The following is a 21495-nucleotide window of genomic DNA, read 5'->3' as shown; positions in this document are numbered from 1 at the left end:
TCTCGGCGTCTCTCGACCTGTCTCGGTGTATCTCGGCCTTCGGGAAGGAATCTCAATGATCGTGTCAAGCCGCCTGCGTGACCGGTGGGGCGGAGGTGAAGAGCCTTCCGTCACGCAGCATCGCCCAGAGCACGTCGATCCGGCGTCGGGCGAGCGCGAGCAGGGCCTGGGTGTGCAGCAGTCCTTCGCCCCGCTTCTTGAGGTAGTAGTCCCGGGAGGGACCGGGTCGCATCATCGCGGTCTGTGCGGCCATGTAGAAGACGTGTCGCAGGCGACGGTTGTAGCGCTTGGGCCGGTGGTGGTTTCCGGTGCGGCGGCCGGAGTCCCGGGGCACCGGTGCCAGGCCGGCGTGCGAGGCCAGGCGGCCCGCATCGCGGTAGCCGGACAGGTCACCGACGATGGCGACGAACTCGGCACCGAGGATCGGGCCCATGCCGGGCATGGACTCGATGATCTCCGCACGGTCGTCGGATCGGAAGGTCTCGCGGATCTCCCGGTCGTTGTCCTTGATCCGCTCGTCCAGGGCCAGGAGCTGGTGAGCGAGATCGCAGACCAGTTTCGCAGCCCGCTTCTCGCCGGGCAGCGTGATCTGCTGGGACCGGGCGGCCTCGAATGCCCTGGCCGCTACGGTGTCGGCGCCGCGGACCTTGCGTCGTTCCAGCCAGGTGGTCAGCCGCTTGACGCCAATCCGGCGCAGGGCGGCCGGGGTCTGGTACTCGGTCAGCATGACGACCGGGCCCTTGGCCGAGGAGTAGTCGAAGGCACGTTCCAGTGCGGGGCAGATGCCGACCAGCAGGTCGCGGAGCCGGTTGATGATCCTGACCCGGTCGGCGATCAGATCGGCCCGGTAGTTCGTCAGCACCCTCAGATCCGAGACCAGCTCGGGGGGTGTGTCGAGGGGAGCGAAGTCCCGCCGCATGCGGGCCTGGTCGGCGATGACCCGGGCGTCCTTGGCATCGGTCTTCCCCTCGCCCTTGTAGGCGCCGGTCATGCGGTTGACGGTCCGCCCGGGCACGTAGACAACCTGCTGGCCGTGCGCGACCAGCAGGGCCACGAGCAGGGTGGAAGCCCGGCCGGAGATGTCCACCGCCCACCGCACCTCGTCCGCCTTCTCGCGGGCGGTCTCGATCAGGGTGAGGATCTGCGTCTCGTCGTTGATGACCTTTGTGGAGAACAGCGTCTCGCCGTCCGCGTCGAGGGCCACGGCCCAGTGGTGTCCCTTGCCGGCGTCGATGCCGACCCATATCCGCCTGCCAGACGTGCTCAAAGCCGTCGCTCCATGTCCCTCGTGACCAGCACTTCACGGTCCGAAGAACACCCCGCCGACAGGTCCCTAACCAGCGATAACCGCAGTTCTCAATCAGTGGTCGGAGCGTCCCGGAGGACCGGGCGGCCATTCCTTCCAAGTCATCAACGACAGACCCTCATCAGCCACACCCGGTCCTCCCGGACCGCCTCACATTCTTAGGGATCCCCATGACCAGCACCTCCGGCGCCGACGGCATCCTCGGCGGTCTGGACGCCATCCGCGACGATCTTGAGGACTTCTACCGGGACCTCCACGCCCATCCCGAGCTGGGCCTGGCCGAGCGGCGGACCGCGTCGCGGGTGGCCGGGCGGCTGCGGGAGTGGGGGTACCGGGTCACGGAAGGAATCGGCGGCACCGGCGTGGTCGGCGTCCTGGCCAACGGCGACGGCCCCACGGTGCTGCTGCGCGCGGACATGGACGCGCTGCCGGTCCGGGAGGACACCGGGCTGCCGTACGCGTCGACGGTGACCACCACGGACGCGGACGGTGCGGACGTACCGGTGATGCACGCCTGCGGGCACGACACCCACGTCACCTGCCTGCTCGGCTTCGCCCGGCTGATGGCCGCGTCCCCGAAGGCGTGGCGGGGGACGCTGACCGTACTGTTCCAGCCGTCGGAGGAGAACGGCGACGGCGCCGACGCGATGGTCGACGACGGTCTCGCCGACCGGATCCCGCGCCCGGACGTGGCTCTTGCCCAGCACGTGCTGCCGTACCCGGCGGGCTATGTGGGGGTGCGCCCCGGCTCGTTCCTGTCGGCCGCGGACAGTCTGCGCATCACGCTGTACGGGCGCGGCGGCCACGGTTCCATGCCGCAGTTCGCCGTCGACCCGGTGGTGCTGGCGGCGCTGTGCGTGGTGCGGCTCCAGACGGTCGTATCCCGCGAACTCGCCCCCACCACGCCCGCCGTACTGACGGTCGGCAGCATCCAGGCCGGCGCGAGCCCGAATGTCATCCCCGACAGCGCCGTCATCCTGCTGAACGTCCGCACGTACGACGAGACGACCCGTCGCCAGGTGCGGGACGCGGTAGAACGCTGTGTACGGGCGGAGGCGACCGCTTCGAACGCGCCGAAGGAGCCGAGCATCGAGCACATCACCTCGTTCCCGGCCACGGTGAACGACGCGGAGGTCGCGGACCGGCTGGCGAAGGCGTTCGCGGCGCACTTCGGCGACGACGCGGGCACGATCGAACTCCAGACGGCCAGCGAGGACTTCAGCCAGATCCCGCGCGCCTTCGACGCGCCGTTCGCCTACTGGGGGTTCGGCGGCGCGGACCCGGCGAAGTTCGCGGACGCGGTCAGGAACGGCACGGTGGCCCAGGACATCCCGGTCAACCACAGCCCGCACTTCGCCCCGGTGATGCAGCCGACCCTGGACACGGGGGTGGCGGCGCTGACGGTCGCCGCGCTGGAGTGGCTGGGGACGGGTGCGGAATCGCCGGGCGGCCGGGACTGAGTCGGTCTTGGCGCGGGACGGGTGAGGCAGTTGTCGACCCGCCCCCACCAGGTCTGCCCACCTTCACGGTGCGCCTCAACAGGGCGTATTCTCCACCGAGTTACGCCGACTTACGCCGCTGGCCAGGCGGCAGCTGGAAGACCGGGGGCCAGATCACCATGAGCGGCACGAACGAGGACGGGGACGGGCAGGACGAGGGCGGTATCAAGCCCCTCACCGCCTTCGACCCGGCCCGCATCGGGCCGTACCTGCTGCTCGGGCGGCTCGGAGCCGGCGGCATGGGGCGGGTGTTCCTCGCACGCTCGGAGGGCGGGCGCACCGTCGCGGTGAAGGTGGTGCACGAGGAGCATGTCTCCGACGCGCAGTTCCGGGCGCGGTTCCGGCGGGAGATCGATGCGGCCCGTCGGGTGGGGGAGCGCTACACCGCGCCCGTACTCGACGCCGATCCGGACGCCAGGCCTCCCTGGGTCGCCACGGGGTATGTCCCCGGACTCTCCCTGGAGCAGGTCGTGCGGCGGTACGGGCCGTTGCCCACTGAGGCCGTGCACGCCCTGGCGGACGGGCTGCTGCGCGCCCTGAAGGACATCCACGACGCCGGGATCGTGCACCGCGACCTGAAACCGTCGAACGTCATGCTGACCGTGGACGGCACCCGCATCATCGACTTCGGCATCGCGCGCGCCCTGACGACCTCCGTCGAGTCGCTGCTCACCAGCACGGGGATGGTCATCGGGTCGCCCGGCTTCATGGCGCCGGAGCAGATCCGGGGGCAGCGGGCCCAGCCCAGGAGCGATGTCTTCACCCTCGGGTGCGTGCTCATGTACGCGGCGACGGGGCGGTTGCCGTTCGGGCACGGCGCGAGCAACCAGCACTCCGTCATGTTCCAGATCACCCAGGGCGAGCCGGACCTGGAAGGTGTGGAGGATCCGGCGCTGCGGGCGCTCATCACCCGGTGCCTGGACAAGGACCCCGGGCAACGGCCCGATGTGGCCGCCCTGTTGGACGACCCCGAGCGGGTCCGGCCGACGGCCGCCAAGGGGTCCTGGCTGCCCGCCGACGTCATCGCGCACCTCGCGCAGCAGTCCGCACGGCTGCTCGACGCCGAGGCGGTGCCGCTGCGTGAGGAGCCCGAGCCCCGGGAGGAGGCCGTGGACCGGGCGACGGTCGGACTGCGGCCGCAGTCCGGGGCCCCGGGTGCCGTCCCCGCGCCTGCGGGCACCGACGCCCCGGCGCGGGAACCGGAACGGCGGCCCCGCCGACGGGTCAAGCTCATCGGGCTGCCGGTCGTCGTCGTACTCGCGGCCGGCGGCGGCACGTTCGCCCTGCTCCCCCATGTCCAGGACGGCGGCGGGCACGCAACGCACGGCCGGCCACCGGCCGTCAGTGCGAGTGTCACTCCATCCGGCAGTAACTCACCGAGCAATCCCAGCAGTTCTCCTTCCAAGGGGGCGAAGAAGAAGGGCGGGGGCGACGACAAGGGCGGGCCGAAGCCGCAGGGAAGCGACGGGGGCCCGAAGAAATCGAGCGGTGGCGGCAGCTCAACCGGTGGCGGGAGCGGCACCAGCGGTGGGTCCGGCTCCAAGGGGACATCGGGCGCCGCAGGGTCATCGGGGTCGTCGGGATCGTCAGGGTCGTCGGGCGCGTCGGGTTCGTCCGGCGGAGGTTCCACCGGCTCCGGTGGCTCCAGCGGCGGCTCGCTGACCCCGAAGGGCAGCCACCGCCTGCGCATCGCCTCCAACGGCGAGTGCCTCCGCAACGACGGCAACGGCCGCGCCGAAACCGTCGCCTGCAGTTCCGCCGCAGATCAGGTGTGGGGCTTCAAGTCCCTCTCCGGCGGCGGCTTCGAGGTGTACAACAACGGCACGATGACAGGCTGTCTCACCGCGGACGGCACCGCGGGCTCCATGATCGGAGCCGGCCCCTGCGGGGTGGGGGACGCGCAGCGCTGGACGATCGGCCCGTCCGGACACGAGTTCCGCAACCCGACCTACGGTCAGTGCATCACCGCCGACAAGTTGTACGGCCTGGTCCTCGCCGCCTGTAGCTCTTCCAACGGCGCCCAGCAGTGGTCCAACCACTAGGGCCTTCCGTTCGGATCAGGCCGGATCATTTGCGAAGTCGGGAACGGTACTCGCCCGGGGCCGTGCCTCGGGCACGTCTGAAGGCACGGCTGAAAGCGTGCGGAGAGGCGTAGCCGACCGCGCCGGAGATCGACTCGACCGGCTCATCGGTATCGCGGAGCCGGACGGATGCCAGGTCGATGCGCCACTGCGTTATGTACGCGCCCGGCGTCTGTCCGAGGGCGGACCGGAAACGCCTGGACAGCGTCGCCCGGGAGACGCTCGTCGCGGCGGCCAGGGTCTCCGTGGTCCAGGGGTGTCCCGGTTGGGCGTGGACACATGCCAGAGCGTCGCGCACGACCGGATCACGCATCGCTCCCAGCCATGAGCCGGTCTGCTCCAGGGGGTGCCGGTCCAACCAGGCGCGTACGAACTGGACGAGCAGAAGGTCGACGATGCTGTTGATGGCGGCGGTGGTACCGATCTGCGGCTGTGCGAGTTCCGCAGCGAGAAGTTCGGCGGTCCTTCTGAGCTGTGCGTTCTGGCGGGCTGTGACGTGCAGCGGCCGGGCGAGGGAGGTAAGCACCGGTGTGCGCACCTCCGGGTCCTGCTCGTAGTGCAGGACGATCACTTCCGTCTGCACCGGCGCCGAGCCCAGCCGGAGGGCCCGGCCGTCGCCAAAAGACCGGGCCGCCGCCGCACGGTCGCAGGAACCCATCGTCACGCCGGCGCCGCCGGCTATCCCGTGTGCGGTGCCCGGCGACACCAGGACGGCGTCTCCGGCCTGCACCTGAAGGGGTTTCTCGCCTGGGACGTGGAGCCACATGGTGCCGCGGGACACCACGTGCAGTGCCGCTCCTGGAGCGGAGTCCAGCCACAGGCCCCAGGTTCCTCCGGCCTTCAGCATGACCCCGAGCGCCCCACGCGCACCCGAAACACGCAAGACCTCCGCCAGCACATCCATGGGTCCATTCTCGTCCACCGCCGCGCACCGCCCACCGACGGCCGAGGGCGCATGTGTCCTCGTCCACAGCTTCAGGCCACGTCAAGAACGACCTTTCCGTGCACCTTCCGCGCGAACAGCGCCTGGACGGCGTCGTCCACGTTCTGCCAGCCGCCTCGCAGTCCGACGGGTGCCGAGAGCCTCCCGGCGGCCATGAGGCCCAGCAGGTCGGTCAGCTCCCCGCCGGTCGGTGTCATGTCGCCGTAGGTGGCGATGCTGCGGGGTTCGCCGAAGCCGAACAAGGCCCCTGACGGGAACGTGGTTTCCTGCCCCGAGGAGTAACCGACCAGGTGGATGGTGCCGCCCTCGGCGAGGGAACTCCACGCCTGGGCCACCAGCGGCCCGCCGACCGTGTCCAGGACGAGGTCGAACCGGTCCCCGGTCCCGGCCAGGTCGGTCAGGACCTTGTCGGCACCGAGTTCACGGAGTCCGGCGGCCCGCTCCGGCGAACCGACGAGCGCCGTCACCCGGGCGCCCGCCAGCGCCGCCAGCTGGACGGCGAAGTGCCCCACGCCCCCGCTGGCGCCGGTGACAAGAACGTTGCGCGCCAGCAGGGAACGCTTGCGCAGCACCCGGAATGCGGTGACTCCGGCGACCCCCAGCGCGGCGGCGTCGGCCAGGTCCACGCCCTCGGGGACGGTGCCGAGCGAGGCGGGACTGACTGCCACCCGCTCCGCCCACGCGTGGGGAGCCATTCCCACTGCGACGCGCGTGCCTTCGGGCGGCCCCGAGCCGTCGGATGCGGCGCGCACCACGATGCCGGCCGCGTCGTGACCGTGCACAGCGCCGGCCGGCCACTGGTTTACGTAATTCAGCTCTCCGAAGTTGAGACCGATGTGCCGTATCTCCACCAACGCATCGCCGGTGGACGGTACGGGCTCATCGACATCGGCGAACCGGATGGGTCCGGCGTCACTGTGATCGACCACAAGGGCGCGCATAGGGGTGTGTTTCCTTCGCTCGTGGATGCGCCTGAACACGCGGCGCGGCAGCAGATCGAGTGCGCGAATGCCGCACTGCCGCCTGCTTGGAACCCTTACGCAGGACCGGGACAGCGACCAGACCAGTGAGAATCAATCAGTTGACGATCTGTGTCAGGCTGCCGCGGTCCCGGTGGCCGCGCCGGCCGGCCTCCGGGTGTTACAGCTTCTTCGCCGCTCGGACGGTGTGGAGGTGGACCAGGACGTCGTAGGCCCGGCCGATGGCGATCTCGGGTGTCCCGTCGACCGGGAACTGGGTGCCGACGTCGTACGTCGGGCGCGAGACGTCCAGCCAGTTGCGGGCCGCGGCCGGGGCCCTGCGCAGGTCGGCGTAGTAGTCGCGGTACCGGACCTGGTCGAGCGTGTATTCGTTCGTGTTGGGGCCGGCAGGGGGAACGGTGAACGACTTCCAGTCGCCGCCGAGGGCCTGGCCCTTGGAGAGGAAGGACCCCTGGTCGAAGGTGGTGCCGATAGCGAGGTAGTCCGTGCCGAGGGCGTCGCGCAGGAACGAGCCCTGGGTCTTCGGGTACGTCGTGGGGTCGGTGGCGGTGTAGCCGACATGGTCGTCGGCGGCCGACAGCAGGATCCTGCCGCCGGAACGCCGCTGCCACCACGCCGTGGTCTCGGCCATCACCTGGTCGCGGTAGCGCTCCATGGCGGTCAAGGATTCCTGGTCGCCGACGTCGACGCTGAGGAAGGTGTAGGTCTCGGCGATGTTGCGGGCGTTCTGCAGGGCGAACTCGAAGTCGTCGTTGCCCGGCGTACCCTGACCTTCCATCAGCTTGAGCAGCTGCTGTGCGCTGGCCGCGTTCTGCTGCCGCTCCGCGAGCGGTCGGTTCAGGTAGCCGATGGCATCGTCGAGCGGGCGCACGACGGTGAGGAGGTCGTTCAGGCGCGGCAGGGACTCCGGACGGTTCTGCCGTATGTACTCGGTGACCGCGTCGAAGACGGGCTTGTCCAGGCTGGGCGCGCCGATGTCGTCGCCCAGGAAGTGGACAGGGCGGTCGGGGTGCCGGCGGTTGTGGTCGCGCATCCACTGGACGAGGGTCACGAACTCCTCACGGTCCCAGGGCGACCCTGCCATCGTCTCGTGTACGACCTGCCGTGCGTCGCCCTTGCCGTGCTGGAGGTAGTCGTCGATCCGCAGCCCCGCTGACCAGCTCATCTCCAGTCCGAAGGTGGTGAACCCCTTCTGCTCCACGAGGTAACGGAAGACCCGGTCCTTCAGCGCGAAGAACTCGTGCGAGCCGTGCGTGGCCTCGCCCAGGCCCACCACCTTCGCATCGCCGACCATTGCCCCGAGGGCGCGCAGGTCAGCCGTGCCGGTGCCCGGCTCCGCCGACTGCAGCGGATGGCCGATCCGGTCCAGCGCGCGAACGGGGTCCGGCACGGTGGCGGGTGCGGACTTCGCCGGTGACGCGTACGCCGCCGTCGCGGGGGCCATCGTCGCGGCCAGGACGAGAGCCGCAGCCGCCAGCCGCTTCCCAGTGCCGATCATGTGATTACTCCTCAACCCAGGTGACGTCGGGTGTTGCTGAGAAGATCGTCACGCCCACGGCACCCTGGGCACACTGGGACCGGCCCGACACTTTTCCCGGGGGATAGCCCCATGACCAGGGCCGGGATCCGGTGCCAGCGCGGGACATCACATCGGCGGGACATCACATCCCTGGCTCAGCGGAACGCGGCCACATTGCGGGCAGCCCAGTCGGCGAAGGGGCGCGGGGCGCGGCCGAGGACCCGCTCGACGTCCGGGCTGACGCGCTGCTCGGCCGGGCTCGGGGAACCGATGATGTCCAGAGTGTCGTCGGCGAGCTCCGCCGGCATGCTCTGGGTCATGGCCGCCTTGGCCTCGTCGCGGGTGAGTTCGTGGAACTTCACCGGCGAGCCCAGCGCAGCGGCGATGGCCTCCGTCTGCCGGCGCGGAGTGATCACCTCCGGGCCGGTCAGCTCGTACACGCCGCCGGTCTGCTGGTCGTCCAGCAGACAGGACGCCGCGACAGCGGCGATGTCCGCCGGGTCGATGACGGGCACACCGACGTCGCCGAAGGGCGCGGCGACGACCTGTTGCGCGCGGACGGACTCGGCCCACCACAGGGCGTTGGAGGCGAAGCCGCCCGGCCGCAGGATGGACCACTCCAGGCCGGACGCCCGCAGCGTGTCCTCCAGCGCGCGCATCGCGATCCGCGTCGGGCCGAAGGGCCTGGTCACCACGCCCAGCGTGGAGAGCAGGACGACCCGGCGGACCCCGCTGTCCGCGGCCTGGCCGATGAGGTCGGCATGGCCGGCTCCCGTGGCGTGCAGGTCGCCGGACAGCAACAGGAACAGCGCATCCGCCCCGGCCAGCGCCGGCTTGAGGCCGGCCGGCTCGGCCAGGTCGGCCACCATGTGACGGACGCCGTCCGGTACCGCCGCCGAGTGCCGTGACACCGCCGTCACTTGCCGGCCCGCCTCGGCCAGCGCCTGCGTCAACGGCCGGCCGATGTTTCCGGTAGCCCCGGTAACCACGATCATGATGAGCTCCTTTTCGGATGTCCTCTGTGGGCTTCACGCTAGGAGTGCGGGCTAACTCTTCGTAAGGACATACCTTGAAGTAAGCTCATGGCATGGGGGAGAGCGTGCAGCGCAGACAGGTCGAGCCGGGGCAGCGGTATGACGTGTTTCACACCGACTGCCCCGCCCGCGACATGGTCGACCATGTGACCAGCAGGTGGGGGATCTGGGTGCTGATCTCCTTGCGGAGCGGTGACCTTCGGTTCTACGAGCTCCGCGAGAGCATCCACGGCGTCAGCGAGAAGATGCTCGCCCAGACCCTGCGGTCGCTGGTCCAGGACGGCCTGCTCCGGCGGGAGGTCGAGCCGACGACGCCGCCCCAAGTAACCTACGGGCTGACCGAGTTCGGCCGGGAGGTCGGCGAGCCGCTGACGGATCTGTTCGACCTGATCACCCGGCGGCTGTCGCCGCGCGTCGCGGGATAGCGCGGCGCCGGCCGGCGTGGAACCGCGCAAGCCCGATCGCGGTCGGCTGTCCGTCAGTTGTGCGGCATGTGTGCCGGTGCCGGTGTCGTTGTCTTCGCCGGATGGACCAGGTTCCGGAGTTGGTCGACGGCGGTTCGGAGTGCTTCCAGTTCAGCGATGCGTTCCGCGTTCCGCTCGGCGACTGCGGCGTTGAGCCCGGCGAAGAACCGGGTGCGGTAGGCGAGGTCGGACTCGATGCGTTGCAGTTCGGCGAACAGGGCGGGCAGGCCGGGGCGTTGTGGGGCGAGTACGCGCATGATGCGGGGCAGGTACCGGCGTAGGCGGGCCTGTACGGATCCTGCGGCGAAGACCAGCCGGATCAGTGGGAGCGTCACGGCTGCTGCCCTCCGTGCTCGGCCTGCCGGTGCCGCCTGCGCAGAACCCGGCAGTCGGTTTCCCGGCTCGCGTCACCCTCGGCCTTGGCGACCGCCTCCGCGAGGTCGAACTCCTCGCACCGCGTGCATGGTTCGTCATCGGTCGTGGGTGTCACGATCCCAGCCTCCTGTGGCTCCGGCTCCGGGCGTTGATCCGTGCGATCTCGGCGGTCAGGAGCTCTATGCGAGTCGGGGTCCGCACCTGCTCCGGGACGGCTTCCCATTCGGCGCCGCCGCTGACTGGTCGCAGTGACCAGTACGGGCCGGCCAGCCCACGAAACTCGCCGGTCCGGTTGCCGTGCCCCGTATCGACCATGAGCGTGCCGAGATCCGGGACGTACGAGGGTTCCTGCCCGTTCGGGGTGCTGTTCTGTGCAGCCACCATCGCTCCTCTCCGTAGTCATTCCACTACCAGGCGGGCTCAGCGTGACCTACGGTTGAGATGTCTTCAACGTTCTGTATGCGGAGGGCACGTTGGTAAATCGCAAGGAGTTGAATCCCGAAGCGAGTCCGGCAGAGGCTTTCGGGGCGCGGCTACGCAGATTACGCGAGGCGCGTGGCTGGACTCAGGACGAATTCGCCGAGCTGGTCGGCTACTCGGGCAGGCATATTTCGGCAGTTGAAACTGGCCGTAAACCGCCAACTCTACGTTTTACACGCAGCACTGATGTTGCGTTCGGGACCGTCGATACCGCTGACTCGTTCGAGCGTGAATGGCGCGAGATCCGACACGGCTCGCTGCTGGAGGGCTTCCCGCAGTACGTGGGTCACGAGGGCCGGGCAGCAGAAATCCGTATCTTCAACCTCGGGATCATTCCCGGCCTGCTCCAGACGCCGGAGTACGCACGGGTGTTGGCGGACAGCGCTGTGCGGCGGGGCGCCATCACGCCCGACCAGGCGAACGAGCGGATCTCGTTCCTGGCGGAACGGCAGGCCGCACTGGTGCGGCCCCGGCTGCCCATGCTGTTCGTGACCCTGGACGAGAGCTGCATTCGTCGGCCCATCGGTGGGCCTGCCGTCATGGATGCCCAGCTGGCGCGGCTGGTCGAGTTCGCAGAGCAGCCCAACTCGCTGTTGCAGGTGGCACCGTACGCGATAGGTGAGCGGCGCACCTTCGATCTGCCCATGACCCTCCTGACGCTGCCGGACCGGTCGGTGATCAGTTACGCCGAGTCCCAAGCCCAGGGGTATGTGGACCGAGAGGGGCCATCCGTGATGCCCATGTTGACGGCCTACCATCAACTCCAGGCCGTATCGCTGTCTCAGGAGGCGTACGTGGGCATGATCAACCAGTTGCGAAAGGGCACCCCATGACGACCGAATCCCCCCGTTGGTTCACGTCCTCGTACAGCAACAACGGCGGCGACTGCATCGAGGTCGCCACCAACCTGGTCGCCTCGCGCGGCGTGGTCCCCGTCCGTGACTCCAAGAACCCGGGCGGCCCCGTCCTGGGCCTCACGGCCGGTGCGTTCGTTTCCTTCGTTACGGGCGTCAAGGCCGGAGAGTTCGACGCCGTCTGACCGCCCAGGCCCCACGCGTACCGGCTCGGAGTTGCCCCATCGTGCGACGGCGCACGGTGGGGCTTCTCGCTGTCCGCGGCACGCCTCAGATCATGGAAGCCGCCCTGGGCGCACTACCCGGCCGTGCGCACAGGGCCCTGGCCGTAGGGGGTCCGTGCCCCCGTGTGCCGACCGGTGTGCGGGTCGGTGGTGATGGCAGCCCAGAAGCCGCGTGGCAGCAACGGGTCTTCGGCGGGTCGAGGGGACACGGCGTGCCCGGCGCTCCGCGCGGCGGCCACGTACGCCGGTGGGAAGCGGTCGTCGAGGACACGGCTGACGTCGTCCGGCTCGCCGTGGGTGAGTATCGAGGTCACCGAGTCGCCGAAGGCGAAGTTGTGACCGTGCACGAGCGGCGCGTCGACGGCCGTCTCGACGGGTTGCCCGAGTGCGAGGACGCGGTGCAGGCCGAGCACGGTGGCCGGGTGCAGCCCGACGCCGATGCTGCTGCAGGCGAGTACGGGGCGCCCGTGGCGGAAGGCGATGGCCGGTTCGGAGGGCATCGGGAGGTGGTCGCCGGGGGCGATCCGGGCGAGCGCGGCTTGCTGGAACGCTGCGGGATCGGGGAGGGGGATGCCGTCGACGACGATGCCGGTGGTGCCCCACATCGCGGTGTTGATGCTGTGGCACAGGGAGGCGGTGTTGCCCTCATTGTCGACGGCCAGCACGTAGTCCGAGTGGCTTCCCGGGGACGGAGTTCCGTCGAGGGCCGTGAGCAACCCGGCCAGGGCGTCGGGGTCCTGCGACGGCTCGCCGATCCCTGCCGCGTCCAGGCGGGCGAGGGCTGCCAGGAGGTCGGTGCCGCCGGTGTCCGGGGCGGGCAGGGTCGCGATCTCGTGGCCGGCGAAGGATCCGCGCGCGGGAGCGGAACAGCGTGCGCGGTAGTCCGCGAGGTCCTCCAGCGTGGCGTGTCCGCCCTCACGGCCGACCAGGGACACGAAGTGTTCCGCCCACGGCCCCCGGTACATCCAGTCCGGTCCGTGCTCGGCGAGCGCGTCGACGGTCGCCGCGAGGCGTGGCTGGAAGGCGAGTTCGCCGGCGCGGGGCGTCCGTCCTTCCGGGGCGAAGGATGCGCGGCCCTCGTCGGTCCGGGTCAGGACGGCGGTCCGGATGGAGAGCAGCCGCGCGAGATGCGTGTTCACCGGGACCCCGCGTTCGAGGAGGTGGCGCGTGGGGGACCAGAGGCGGTCCCAGGACAGCCGGCCCCAGCGCGCGTGGGCCGCATGGGCGCCGGCTATGAATCCCGGGACGAGAGCGGTCCGCCCACTCGGCTGCGGAGCGGCCGGAATCTCCAGCGGGCGGGTCTCCCGGGCGAACGTCCCGTACCCGGCGGACACGGTGGCCGTGGTCCCGGTGGCCGAGTCGTGGTGCACCATCCCGAAGAACCCGGCGTAGCTGACCCACGAACCGAGGGCAAGCGCGATCTGCGTGAATGCCGTGGTCAGCACGGCGTCGGTGGCACTGCCTCCGGCGTCGAGGGCGTAGCGCCCCGCGAGGGTGGCGAACGGTCCGGTGGACCCGACCAGTACCGATGACGACCCGCTCGCGGCGGCGGGGCGCGGATCGAGGCCGACCTGCCGCCAATCCAGCGCCTCCTCGACCTCGGCACGGTCCCACCCAGCGGGGTCAAGCGGATCCCGCTCCGAGGTAACGCTCAGCCGCCGGCTGTGACGATGTCCCACAACGCCTCCTGCTCTCGAATTTCATGTACTCTCAAATCGAAAGTACACCCATGCAGGGAGCAGTCGATGGTCGAGCAGGAACCTGGGGCAGGGTTGCGCGAAGTGGTTCACCAGCGGGTACGCCTGGGAGTCCTGGCGGTCCTCGACCGGCGAGGACCATGCACCTTCTCGCAGCTGCGTGACGCTCTGGGGCAGAGCGACGGCGGGCTGAGCCGCCACCTCGGCGTCCTGGAGCAACACGACTACATCGAGACCGAGAAGGTCTTCGAGAACCGTCGGCCCCGGACCTGGGTCCGGATGACCGAGGCCGGCGCCGACGCGTTCCGGGAGGAACAGGAACTGCTGGCCAAGCTGCTCGCCTCGGCATCGCACGAGACCCGGGCAACCGGGACCGGCTCCGGCGGAGAGGACCCCACCGCCGCCATGGCCATCGTCTTCGCCGCCCTGCTCGCCGGCGACGACACGGGGAATGAAACGGTGGCCGACGGATCCGGCGCCGACGCGTCAGCGGACAGCGCCGACCACTCGGCCCTGATGCCCACCGCCCCGGTCATCGCCGGACAGCGCACGGATCCGGTCGCGTCCGGGCCCATCAGCGCCCGGTACCAATTCCCTGACGGCTACGCAGATTTCGGCTTCGAGCAACGCGAACAGCGGCTGATGATGATGAGCCACGGCCTGCGGGGCGGATGGATCACCACCTGGCACGTCAACAGACGTGAACGGGACGGTGACGTCATGGCTCACGTCGTGGTGGTCGAGCTCGCGGGCGCGTCGGACTGCGAGGCGATCCTCGCGGTGATGAGCGCACCCACCGTAGATCTGCCCGGTGTGCCGGGCGCCCGCGGTTACCTGCTCCCCGCCGCCGAAGACGGGGCGCCCTCCACGGCCGTCGCCTGGTTCTCGGTCGGACGCCACCTCGCGTCGGTCGTGGTCGTCGCCGCCGACGACATCGCGGTCCCTGTGCTCCAAGACCTCGTGGCCGAGGCACACGGCCCGCTGTCCGCACTCCCTTCCTGATCCCCCATCAAGGACGAGACCATGCACACCTCCCCCTCAGCGTCGGATGCCGCTACCCCGGATGCCGGTGCAAGCGACTCCGGCGGGGCCCGTCGCGCCCTGCGCTCCATGCTCCTCACCGTCGTCTTCGACGCGGGCCCACCCCTGCTGATCTTCTTCGTGCTTCGCGCGCTCGGGGCCGGCGACGTCATCGCCTACAGCGCCGGGTCGGTCGTCCCCCTGGTGCGGCTCATCGTGGACCGGCTGCGCGGGCGTTCCTTCAACGCGATCTCCGGCCTGATCCTGATCTTCCTCGTGGTCTCGGTAGTCCTTGCCCTGGTCACCGATGACGCCCGTGCGGTAATCGCACGTGGTGGCTTCATCTACCTCGCGCTCGCGTTGGTGGTGGCCGCCTCCGTGCCTACCCGCAGCCCGGCCATCCTGGTGCTCTCTCGCTATGTCACCGCCCATGCCCGGCCCGAGACGGCGACACGCTTCGACGAGGTCTTCCGTCGCCCGTCGGCCCTGCGGGCCATGCGGTTGGTCACAGCTGTCTGGGCGCTCGGGTTCCTGATCGCGGCCGTGGCGTGCGTCGTCTGCGCCTACACCCTCCCGGTCACGCTGGCGGCCACTGTCACGTCGCTGGTCGAACCGGTCATCGCGATGATCCTCGCCGGTGGGACCGCTCGCTACATGCGCCGCGTGGTGGCGTCAGCCAACCTCACGCCGTCTGCCCCGATCCCGTCGCAGGCCCCTGCCGGAGCCTCGAACGGGCCGAAAACTCGGAACACGAGGTGAGAGAACTCCCCGGTACTGGGGACTCCGCTCCTTGAGGCGCGCTGCCCGGCCGACGTGCTGACATGGACGATCGGGCCCGCCCTCGGCGGTGCTGTCGGCTGCCGGCGGCGTGGACCCGGTCGTGCCCGGGAGCGGTCCCCCTGAACTTTCCGTCGATGTGCCAGGCGGCGAAGAGCTCCAGAAGCGTGCGTATCGGGGTCATGCCCCGGGCCGGGATGAACCGTGTGGGAGGAGGCTCGCGATCTCGGCTTCCGGCCGGCCCGTGTGCAGGCTGACCACGTCGGTGATCAGGTCGTTCAGGGGTGGCCAGGGCATCGTGCCGTGGTCGTTGTAGAGGCTGACGAGGCCGTGCAGGGCGGTCCAGAGCATGAGGCCGGCCTGCGCTTGCCGTTCCGCCGTGGGCTGGTTGTGCTCCGGGGCCGCGGCGGCTGCAAGGGAGGCTGCGACGGCTGCGAGCGGTTCGGCGCCCGCGCCGTGGGCCGATCCGGAGACGAGGTCGGCGGGCATACGGCCGCCGAAGAGGGTGCGGTAGTGGCCCGGCTGATCGACACCCCAGTGGACATAGGCGGCGCAGCGGGCGGTGAGGTCGGCCAGGGGGGTGGGGTCGGCGGCTTGTGCGGCTTCGTCCATCAGCCGGGCCAGTTCCTGGTAGCGCAGCCGCAGGACGTGCTGGATCAGTGCGCTCAGGTCGGTGAAGTGGCTGTAGATGCTGGCCGGTGCCACTCCGACCTCGCGGGCGACCTGCCGGAGGGTGAGCGTCTCGGGCTGGTCGAGGGTGGCCAGCAGCTTGGCTGCGGCGTCCACGAGCTGGGCTTTGAGTACCTGCCCCTGCCCCCGCGGATTACGGCGGCGAGGAGCGGACCCCTCCTGAGGCGACACCTTCGCCCCCCTTCCTACCAGGGTGAACAGCGAAAAAACACGTGTTCACCTTACAGGGATCCCCGCCTTGACACCGCTAACCAACGGTTGTTTACTCAACTCACCAACACTTGTTCAGTGAGAGGGGCGGAAAGTCATGCGTATCGCCGTACTCGGAGCGTCGGGCCGCACCGGCGGCACACTCGTCGGCCAGGCGCTGGAGCGCGGTCATGAGGTCGTGGCCCTGGTCCGCACGCCGGCGAAGATGACCGTGCCCGCGCCCCGGCACGTGGAGGTCCGGCAGGCGGACGTCACCACCCGGAGCAGCTTTCCCGCCCTGAGCGACGTGGACGTGGTCGTCTCGGCCATCGGCATCAGCAAGGGTGACGGCCCGGGCGCACTGGTCGCCGGGGCCAGGCGGCTGGCCGCGGCGAACGTCCGCACGGTGTGGCTGGGGGCGCTGGGCTCGGGTGTCTCCAGCCGGTCGGGCGGACTCATCTACGCAGGTGTGATGCGGATGTTCGTCGGATCGGAACTGGCGGAGAAGGCCGAGGCCGACCAGATCGCACTGGAGGCCGGTGCCACGGTCTTCCACGCCCCGGACGTCACCGACGGGCCTCTCAGCCCGACCCGCAGCGTCGTACCGCTGGCCGGCCTGCGGCGTCCGCTGCTGCCGCCCCGGATCTCCCGGACGACGCTGGCATCGCTGCTGCTGGACGAGGCGGAGAAGGGCGGGCACGGAAACGGCATCGTCGTGCCCCTCACCTGACCACCGCCCCGGCAGCCCCTCCACCCCACCACACACAACTCGGAGGATCATCGTGAGCAACTTCACCGGTAAGGCCGGACTCGTGACGGGTGCCGGCAGCGGAATCGGCCGTGCGGCGGCGATCGAGCTGGCCCGCCAAGGCGCCGCCGTCGCCGTTACCGACATCGACGAGGCCACTGCGGCCGTGACCGCCGAGATGATCAGGAAGGACGGCGGGGAGGCGTTGGTGCTGCGCGTCGACATCGTCGACGAGGACGCGGTACGCACGGCCGTGGAGCGCACAGCCGAGACGTACGGCGGTCTCGACTTCGCCGTGAACAACGCCGGTTTGGACTCCCACCACCGGCAGCTGGACCGGATGAGCCTGGCGGAGTTCGAGCGGGTGACCCACGTCAACATGGGCGGGACCTTCCTGTGCATGAAGCACGAACTGCCCGCACTGGAAAGCCGCGGCGGCGGCGCGATCGTCAACGTCGCGTCCAACGGCGGTCTGTACGCGATACCCACCGCCCCTGCCTACGTCGCCGCCAAGCACGGTGTGGTCGGCCTGACCAAGGCCGCCGCGGTGGACTACGCGCCGCGTGGTGTTCGCGTCAACGCGGTCTGCCCCGGCCCGACCCGCACGCCCGGGTTCGAGCGGGTGGCGGCCGGCACCGACCTGATCGCGATACAGGAGGCGATCACCCCGCTGGGCCGCATGGCCACGCCGGAGGAAGCGGCCGCGGCCACGGTCTGGCTGTGCTCGGACGCCGCCTCGTACGTCACCGGGATCGCGATGTCGGTGGACGGCGGACGACGGGCGTGAAGGAGGTCACGGACGCGGGCAGGGAAGGTGACCGATGAGTGCCGTCACCCCGCGCCGGTCTTCCACGACGGGCTCAGGCCGAGGACAGCTGTTCTGCTATCTCCTTGACCCAAGCGGCGCTCTTCGCCGGGTCGTTGAGGGAGTCCGCCCACTCGTCCGGGGTCAGCCGGTGGTTGGTGGGCCCTGCTTTGAGAGCGATGAGCAGGGCTCGGGCCGAGTCCCGCATGTCGGCCGTTGTCCCGCCGCTCCCGTTGATGTCCGCGCCCGCCGCCAGTCCGTACAGTTTTCGCGCCATGGCCTGGCGTTCACCGTTCTGCACCTTCTTCCAGAACTTCAGGGCTTCCTTCAACGCGTCCTCGCGGGAGGCCGGCTCCGCCGGGGTCTCATCCGCTGACCAGCGTTCGGGGTGGCGGGCCCCCTCGTAGCGCTTCATGCCCGCGCGCCCTGCCTTGTAGGCGGTGACGCCGAGGATGAGGCCGGCCGCACCCGCCGCGAGGCCCCAGCCGACCGGGTTGCTCGCCAGTCCGGCTCCTCCCGCGGTGGCGGCGACCGCCGTCACGATGCCGCCCGCGGCCTTGGTGGACTCGCCCACGGCGGTGAAAGCCTGCTTGCCCATCTTGTTGCGCTGCTTGCCGAGCGCGTACGTGTGCACCGTGTTCATCGTGTTCATGTCTTCGGCGCGCCGGACGTCTCCGGCCGCGTCACGGGCCGCGCCCATCGCTGCCCAGGCCGCGTCGATGGCCTCGGAAACGCGCTCCAGCCGGTCCTCGCCCTCGTGGTCCCATTGGGCGTCCAGAGCGACGTATGCCTCGTCCGCGGCCCATTCGGCCTCCTGCCGGGCCTGGTTCAGCCGGGTCAGCGCCCCCTCGTCGGTGCGGTCGGGCTTTCCGAGCTCTTTCAGAGCACGGTATTTGCGGGCCGTCAGGCCGAAGCGGCCCGCCGCACGGGCGCCCTTCACCGCGCCGATGGCACTGGAGCCGATACCGCTCACCTCGCCCGCTGTCATGGCGTGCGCCGCCTTCTCGGCTTTGGTCAGCTCCTTGGCGAAACCGAGGGCGTAGTTTCCCGCGCTGGCGGCGCTGACGATCGCGTCGCCCGTTTTGGAGTTGGACTTCTTGTCCGCTGCGTGGAAGGCGGCCCCGCTCTTGTACTTCCGGGCGTCCTTCCTGGCCTTGGCCGCCTCCATACCGCTGAGGACGGCACCGGCGCTCTCCGTGACGAAGTTCTCCGACGCGGCGGCGGTCCCGGATGAGGCGGCGGAGTGTTTGAGACCGTCGTTGACTGTGGCGGAGGCCTGCTGGGAGAACCCCGCGTTGGCGGGGACCTGGACGCCCTTGACGAAGGTGTCGATGAATTCGAGATTCTTTTTGAGCTTGTCGAGGGCCGCGGCGATCCGGTCGCGATATCTCTTCCGTGCGGCGGGCGCCTTGCCGTTCGCCGGCGCCTTTTCCTTCGCCGTGGCCTTTTCCTTCGCTGTGCCCCTGGCGCGCTGCACCGCCGCGGTCGCCGCTCGGTTTCCGGCGCTGGACTGGATCTCCATGAGGGCGCGTTCCGCCGAATTCCTGGACGGACTCCCGGCCCGACTCCGGTCCTGGCGCTGCCGGTTCGACGTCAGGGCAGCCACGGACTGACGAGTTGAGGGGTGGTGGACCGGGGTGCTCATGGACGTACCTCTCCTGTGCCGGACCGGGGCGAGTGAAAAGTAGCCAGGCACGACTAACGGAAGGGGCACAGCCGGGAAACTCTTCGCGGATGGCACGGAAGACGTTGTGGTTGATTCCATGGGGAGGGCGGGGGAGGGACTGGGCACGGACCGGCGTGGAGGCACCGGAGTATCCGAGCCCGTCCGGGCCGGGATCAGCGGCCGCTGCGGGTGCTGCGCCAGCGGTTCGGCGGCAGGCCGGTCTGGCGCTGGAAGAAGGCGGTGAAGTTCGCGGCGTCGGTGAAGCCGACGCGCTCGGCGCAGCGGGCGGCGGGCAGGCCGGTGTGGGCGAGCAGCCGCTGGGTCTCCAGCAGGATGCGCCGGTCGAGGAACTGCTTGGCGCCCAGGCCGGTGGCGGCGCGGGTGGCGCGGGTGAGGGTGCGCCGGTCGTAGCCGAGGGCCCGGGCGTAGTGCTCGACGTCGTGGTGGACGGCGAAGTCCCGCTCCACCGCCGCGCGGTAGTGACGGAACACCTCGTGATCGCGGCTCCGGCCGGCGGGCGCAGGGGCCGGTTCGGCGGGGAGGGCCCGCAGCACCAGGGCAGCGAGCAGGTGGGCCAGCAACTGCGGTGAGGCGGCGGCCGGGTGGGCGAGGGCCGCGGTGTACTCGGCGGCGAGGTGGTCCGCGGCCAGGACAGCCAGCTCACGAGGCCGGCCGTCCAGCTGCCACGTCATGGACCCGAACGGGTCCGCAGCGGTGTGGGGGGCGGGGCCTGGTGCCGTCAGGACGTCCGGTGGTGACGGGACGGCCGGTGGGGACAGGACGGCCGGTGCGGTCAGGGTGTCCGGTGTGGCCAGGAAGTCCGGTTCGAAGAGGATCAGTGGCCCGTCGACCCGGTCGATGTCGGTCCACCGGTGCACCGTGCCGGGGCGGATCCACACCACGCTGCCCGGCCGCAGGAGGTGGTCGGAGAAGTCCGCCGTATGCCGGCCCTCCCCGGACCGGACCAGAGCGAGGACATGGAAGTCGGGGCGCTGCGGCCGGGTCCGGCGGCGCTCGGGGTCCATCCGCCGCAGCTGCTCGAAGCCCAGCACCTCCACGCCGAGGCCCGCGCCGGGGGCCGGGGCGTAACGCAGCTGCCGGACCGCGGCGTGCGGCTGTCCGTTATCCACAAGAACCGCGCTCCTTTCCACCGTGCCCCGGCTGATCGCCGCCCGTAGCGTTCAAGGCAGAGCAGATTCCCTTGCCGTACGGCCTCTGGCGCGGCTTCCGGCATGTGCGAGGCCGTGCGGCGACACACCTGACGTGCGACTTGCTTCGACCTACGGAGAGTACCGAGATGACCGAAACCACAACCTACCCGGATACCGTCCCCGTCGCGGGAGGGCGGATCCGGCTGCACCGACAGGGGAAGCGCGGACCGGCCCTTGTCCTGGTGCACTACTGGGGCGGATCGGCGGCGACCTAGGAGGCGGTCGTGGACCGGCTGCCGGCCGGCCGTGAGACCGTCCGCTTCGACCAGCGCGGGTGGGGCGCCTCCCGCTCGCTGCCCGGCCCGTACGACCTCGACCGGCTCGCCGACGACCTCATCGACGTGGTGCGCGGCGCCGGCCTGGAGCGCTACGTCCTGGTCGGCCACTCCATGGGCGGCAAGGTCGCCCAACTCGCCGCCGCCCGGCGGCCGGAAGGGCTGGTGGGCCTGGCGCTGCTGGCCCCGGGCCCGCCGCAGCCCCCGGCGCATGTCACCGCGGAGTACCGGGAGTTCCTGTCACACGCCTACGACTCGCCCCACGCCGTCGAGCAGGCCCTCGACCAGGTGCTGACCGCCCTGCCCCTCGCCGGATCGGCCCGGGCCACGACCGTGCGCGACAGTCTTGCCGCCGAGGATCCGGTGCGACGGGAGTGGCCGTTGCGCGGCATCGCCGCGGACATCACCGCCTCCGCGCGGCGGATCGAGGTCCCCGTCCTGGTGCTGGCCGGCGAGCACGACAAGGTCGAACCGGCCGACGTGCTGCGCGGCCACCTGTTGCCCCACCTGCCCCACGCGGCCCTGTCCCACTCGGCCCCGTCCCACGCGGGCCTGGACGTCCTGCCCGGCTGCGGGCACCTGCTGCCGCTGGAGGCCCCCGCCGAGGTCGCGGCGCGGCTGGAGGGATTCGTCGCCGGCCTCGACATGTGAGGGCGGC

Annotated in this window: 21 protein-coding genes and 1 pseudogene; 10 read left to right on the top strand and 12 right to left on the bottom strand. The window is 70.5% G+C overall.

The window, feature by feature from the left end:
• Positions 1–64: 64 nt before the first annotated feature.
• Complete coding sequence (locus tag OG210_RS09530) at positions 65–1267, bottom strand: IS110 family transposase (RefSeq protein WP_328323284.1); 1203 nt, start codon at positions 1265–1267, stop codon at positions 65–67.
• A 209-nt stretch (positions 1268–1476) separates the two neighbouring features.
• Between OG210_RS09530 and OG210_RS09525 the strand changes: the two genes are divergently transcribed.
• Positions 1477–2766 carry an amidohydrolase gene (locus OG210_RS09525; RefSeq protein ID WP_328330530.1) on the top strand — a complete coding sequence of 430 codons (1290 nt, stop codon included), beginning with the start codon at positions 1477–1479 and terminating at the stop codon, positions 2764–2766.
• Between the two features lie 158 nt (positions 2767–2924).
• On the top strand, positions 2925–4847 hold the full coding sequence (locus OG210_RS09520) for a serine/threonine protein kinase (RefSeq protein ID WP_328330532.1): 1923 nt from the start codon (positions 2925–2927) through the stop codon (positions 4845–4847).
• Between the two features lie 25 nt (positions 4848–4872).
• Here the strand turns inward: OG210_RS09520 and OG210_RS09515 are convergent, their stop codons facing one another.
• The 4 genes from OG210_RS09515 to OG210_RS09500 all read right to left on the bottom strand — a co-directional run bounded on the left by OG210_RS09515 (position 4873) and on the right by OG210_RS09500 (position 9323).
• On the bottom strand, positions 4873–5790 hold the full coding sequence (locus OG210_RS09515; RefSeq protein WP_328330534.1) for an AraC family transcriptional regulator: 918 nt from the start codon (positions 5788–5790) through the stop codon (positions 4873–4875).
• A 71-nt stretch (positions 5791–5861) separates the two neighbouring features.
• A complete protein-coding gene (locus OG210_RS09510; protein ID WP_328330536.1) occupies positions 5862–6770 on the bottom strand; it encodes a zinc-binding dehydrogenase in 909 nt (302 codons plus the stop codon).
• Positions 6771–6969: 199 nt separating this feature from the next.
• Positions 6970–8307: an erythromycin esterase family protein gene (locus OG210_RS09505; RefSeq protein WP_328330537.1), complete on the bottom strand. Its 1338-nt coding sequence runs from the start codon at positions 8305–8307 to the stop codon at positions 6970–6972.
• A gap of 176 nt (positions 8308–8483) precedes the next feature.
• The gene (locus OG210_RS09500; RefSeq protein ID WP_328330538.1) at positions 8484–9323 is read right to left on the bottom strand and encodes an NAD(P)H-binding protein; all 840 of its coding nucleotides are present in this window, start codon (positions 9321–9323) and stop codon (positions 8484–8486) included.
• A 92-nt stretch (positions 9324–9415) separates the two neighbouring features.
• On the opposite strand from OG210_RS09500, the gene OG210_RS09495 reads away from it, so the two are divergent.
• Positions 9416–9787 carry a helix-turn-helix domain-containing protein gene (locus OG210_RS09495; protein WP_328330539.1) on the top strand — a complete coding sequence of 124 codons (372 nt, stop codon included), beginning with the start codon at positions 9416–9418 and terminating at the stop codon, positions 9785–9787.
• Between the two features lie 53 nt (positions 9788–9840).
• Here the strand turns inward: OG210_RS09495 and OG210_RS09490 are convergent, their stop codons facing one another.
• From OG210_RS09490 to OG210_RS09480, 3 genes are read right to left on the bottom strand one after another with little or no spacing between them, the layout of a single operon-like run.
• Positions 9841–10161, bottom strand: coding sequence for a hypothetical protein (locus tag OG210_RS09490; protein WP_371535776.1), 321 nt, complete (start codon positions 10159–10161; stop codon positions 9841–9843).
• Positions 10158–10316 (bottom strand): hypothetical protein, encoded by a 159-nt coding sequence (locus OG210_RS09485; protein WP_371535773.1) that lies wholly within the window; start codon positions 10314–10316, stop codon positions 10158–10160. The genes OG210_RS09490 and OG210_RS09485 overlap by 4 nt, the downstream gene beginning before the upstream one ends.
• A complete protein-coding gene (locus OG210_RS09480; RefSeq protein ID WP_371540233.1) occupies positions 10313–10582 on the bottom strand; it encodes a hypothetical protein in 270 nt (89 codons plus the stop codon). The genes OG210_RS09485 and OG210_RS09480 overlap by 4 nt, the downstream gene beginning before the upstream one ends.
• 92 nt (positions 10583–10674) lie before the next feature.
• Here OG210_RS09480 and OG210_RS09475 point away from each other — a divergent pair, with 92 nt between their 5' ends.
• Positions 10675–11514, top strand: coding sequence for a Scr1 family TA system antitoxin-like transcriptional regulator (locus OG210_RS09475; protein ID WP_371535770.1), 840 nt, complete (start codon positions 10675–10677; stop codon positions 11512–11514).
• Entirely contained in the window at positions 11511–11720 is a 210-nt protein-coding gene (locus tag OG210_RS09470; protein WP_328330546.1) for a DUF397 domain-containing protein, read from the top strand. The genes OG210_RS09475 and OG210_RS09470 overlap by 4 nt, the downstream gene beginning before the upstream one ends.
• Positions 11721–11833: 113 nt before the next feature.
• On the opposite strand, the gene OG210_RS09465 is transcribed toward OG210_RS09470, so the two are convergent.
• Positions 11834–13438, bottom strand: a complete 1605-nt coding sequence (locus tag OG210_RS09465; protein ID WP_371535766.1) for a gamma-glutamyltransferase — start codon at positions 13436–13438, stop codon at positions 11834–11836.
• Between the two features lie 66 nt (positions 13439–13504).
• On the opposite strand from OG210_RS09465, the gene OG210_RS09460 reads away from it, so the two are divergent.
• Together OG210_RS09460 and OG210_RS09455 are read left to right on the top strand one after the other, a co-directional pair.
• On the top strand, positions 13505–14458 hold the full coding sequence (locus tag OG210_RS09460) for a transcriptional regulator (RefSeq protein WP_371535763.1): 954 nt from the start codon (positions 13505–13507) through the stop codon (positions 14456–14458).
• A gap of 21 nt (positions 14459–14479) precedes the next feature.
• Positions 14480–15235, top strand: coding sequence for a VC0807 family protein (locus tag OG210_RS09455; protein WP_371535760.1), 756 nt, complete (start codon positions 14480–14482; stop codon positions 15233–15235).
• Positions 15236–15433: 198 nt separating this feature from the next.
• Here the strand turns inward: OG210_RS09455 and OG210_RS09450 are convergent, their stop codons facing one another.
• Entirely contained in the window at positions 15434–16039 is a 606-nt protein-coding gene (locus OG210_RS09450; protein ID WP_371535757.1) for a TetR/AcrR family transcriptional regulator, read from the bottom strand.
• Between the two features lie 211 nt (positions 16040–16250).
• On the opposite strand from OG210_RS09450, the gene OG210_RS09445 reads away from it, so the two are divergent.
• Together OG210_RS09445 and OG210_RS09440 are read left to right on the top strand one after the other, a co-directional pair.
• Positions 16251–16862 (top strand): NAD(P)H-binding protein, encoded by a 612-nt coding sequence (locus OG210_RS09445; RefSeq protein ID WP_328330556.1) that lies wholly within the window; start codon positions 16251–16253, stop codon positions 16860–16862.
• Positions 16863–16914: 52 nt separating this feature from the next.
• Positions 16915–17667: an SDR family NAD(P)-dependent oxidoreductase gene (locus tag OG210_RS09440; protein WP_371535754.1), complete on the top strand. Its 753-nt coding sequence runs from the start codon at positions 16915–16917 to the stop codon at positions 17665–17667.
• Between the two features lie 73 nt (positions 17668–17740).
• Here OG210_RS09440 and OG210_RS09435 read toward each other — a convergent pair whose 3' ends face one another.
• Together OG210_RS09435 and OG210_RS09430 are read right to left on the bottom strand one after the other, a co-directional pair.
• Positions 17741–19330, bottom strand: coding sequence for a hypothetical protein (locus tag OG210_RS09435; protein WP_371535751.1), 1590 nt, complete (start codon positions 19328–19330; stop codon positions 17741–17743).
• Between the two features lie 194 nt (positions 19331–19524).
• The gene (locus OG210_RS09430) at positions 19525–20481 is read right to left on the bottom strand and encodes a helix-turn-helix domain-containing protein (RefSeq protein ID WP_371535748.1); all 957 of its coding nucleotides are present in this window, start codon (positions 20479–20481) and stop codon (positions 19525–19527) included.
• 167 nt (positions 20482–20648) lie between these two features.
• Between OG210_RS09430 and OG210_RS09425 the strand changes: the two are divergent.
• Positions 20649–21488: pseudogene (locus OG210_RS09425) on the top strand (alpha/beta fold hydrolase).
• Positions 21489–21495: the final 7 nt, after the last annotated feature.

Origin of the sequence: Streptomyces sp. NBC_00466 (genome assembly GCF_041433995.1) — a bacterium.
Taxonomy (GTDB): Bacteria; Actinomycetota; Actinomycetes; order Streptomycetales; family Streptomycetaceae; genus Streptomyces.
Note: the sequence above shows the minus strand (reverse complement) of the source record. Positions and strands in the feature narration are given on the sequence as shown.

Excerpts from the sequence above, each read along its gene's own strand:
- OG210_RS09515 (WP_328330534.1), bottom strand. The coding sequence starts at position 5,790 with ATGGATGTGCTGGCGGAGGTCTTGCGTGTTTCGGGTGCGCGTGGGGCG.
- OG210_RS09520 (WP_328330532.1), top strand. The coding sequence starts at position 2,925 with ATGAGCGGCACGAACGAGGACGGGGACGGGCAGGACGAGGGCGGTATC.
- OG210_RS09455 (WP_371535760.1), top strand. The coding sequence starts at position 14,480 with ATGCACACCTCCCCCTCAGCGTCGGATGCCGCTACCCCGGATGCCGGT.
- OG210_RS09525 (WP_328330530.1), top strand. The coding sequence starts at position 1,477 with ATGACCAGCACCTCCGGCGCCGACGGCATCCTCGGCGGTCTGGACGCC.
- OG210_RS09445 (WP_328330556.1), top strand. The coding sequence starts at position 16,251 with ATGCGTATCGCCGTACTCGGAGCGTCGGGCCGCACCGGCGGCACACTC.
- OG210_RS09510 (WP_328330536.1), bottom strand. The coding sequence starts at position 6,770 with ATGCGCGCCCTTGTGGTCGATCACAGTGACGCCGGACCCATCCGGTTC.
- OG210_RS09500 (WP_328330538.1), bottom strand. The coding sequence starts at position 9,323 with ATGATCGTGGTTACCGGGGCTACCGGAAACATCGGCCGGCCGTTGACG.
- OG210_RS09505 (WP_328330537.1), bottom strand. The coding sequence starts at position 8,307 with ATGATCGGCACTGGGAAGCGGCTGGCGGCTGCGGCTCTCGTCCTGGCC.
- OG210_RS09435 (WP_371535751.1), bottom strand. The coding sequence starts at position 19,330 with ATGAGCACCCCGGTCCACCACCCCTCAACTCGTCAGTCCGTGGCTGCC.
- OG210_RS09495 (WP_328330539.1), top strand. The coding sequence starts at position 9,416 with ATGGGGGAGAGCGTGCAGCGCAGACAGGTCGAGCCGGGGCAGCGGTAT.
- OG210_RS09460 (WP_371535763.1), top strand. The coding sequence starts at position 13,505 with ATGGTCGAGCAGGAACCTGGGGCAGGGTTGCGCGAAGTGGTTCACCAG.
- OG210_RS09470 (WP_328330546.1), top strand. The coding sequence starts at position 11,511 with ATGACGACCGAATCCCCCCGTTGGTTCACGTCCTCGTACAGCAACAAC.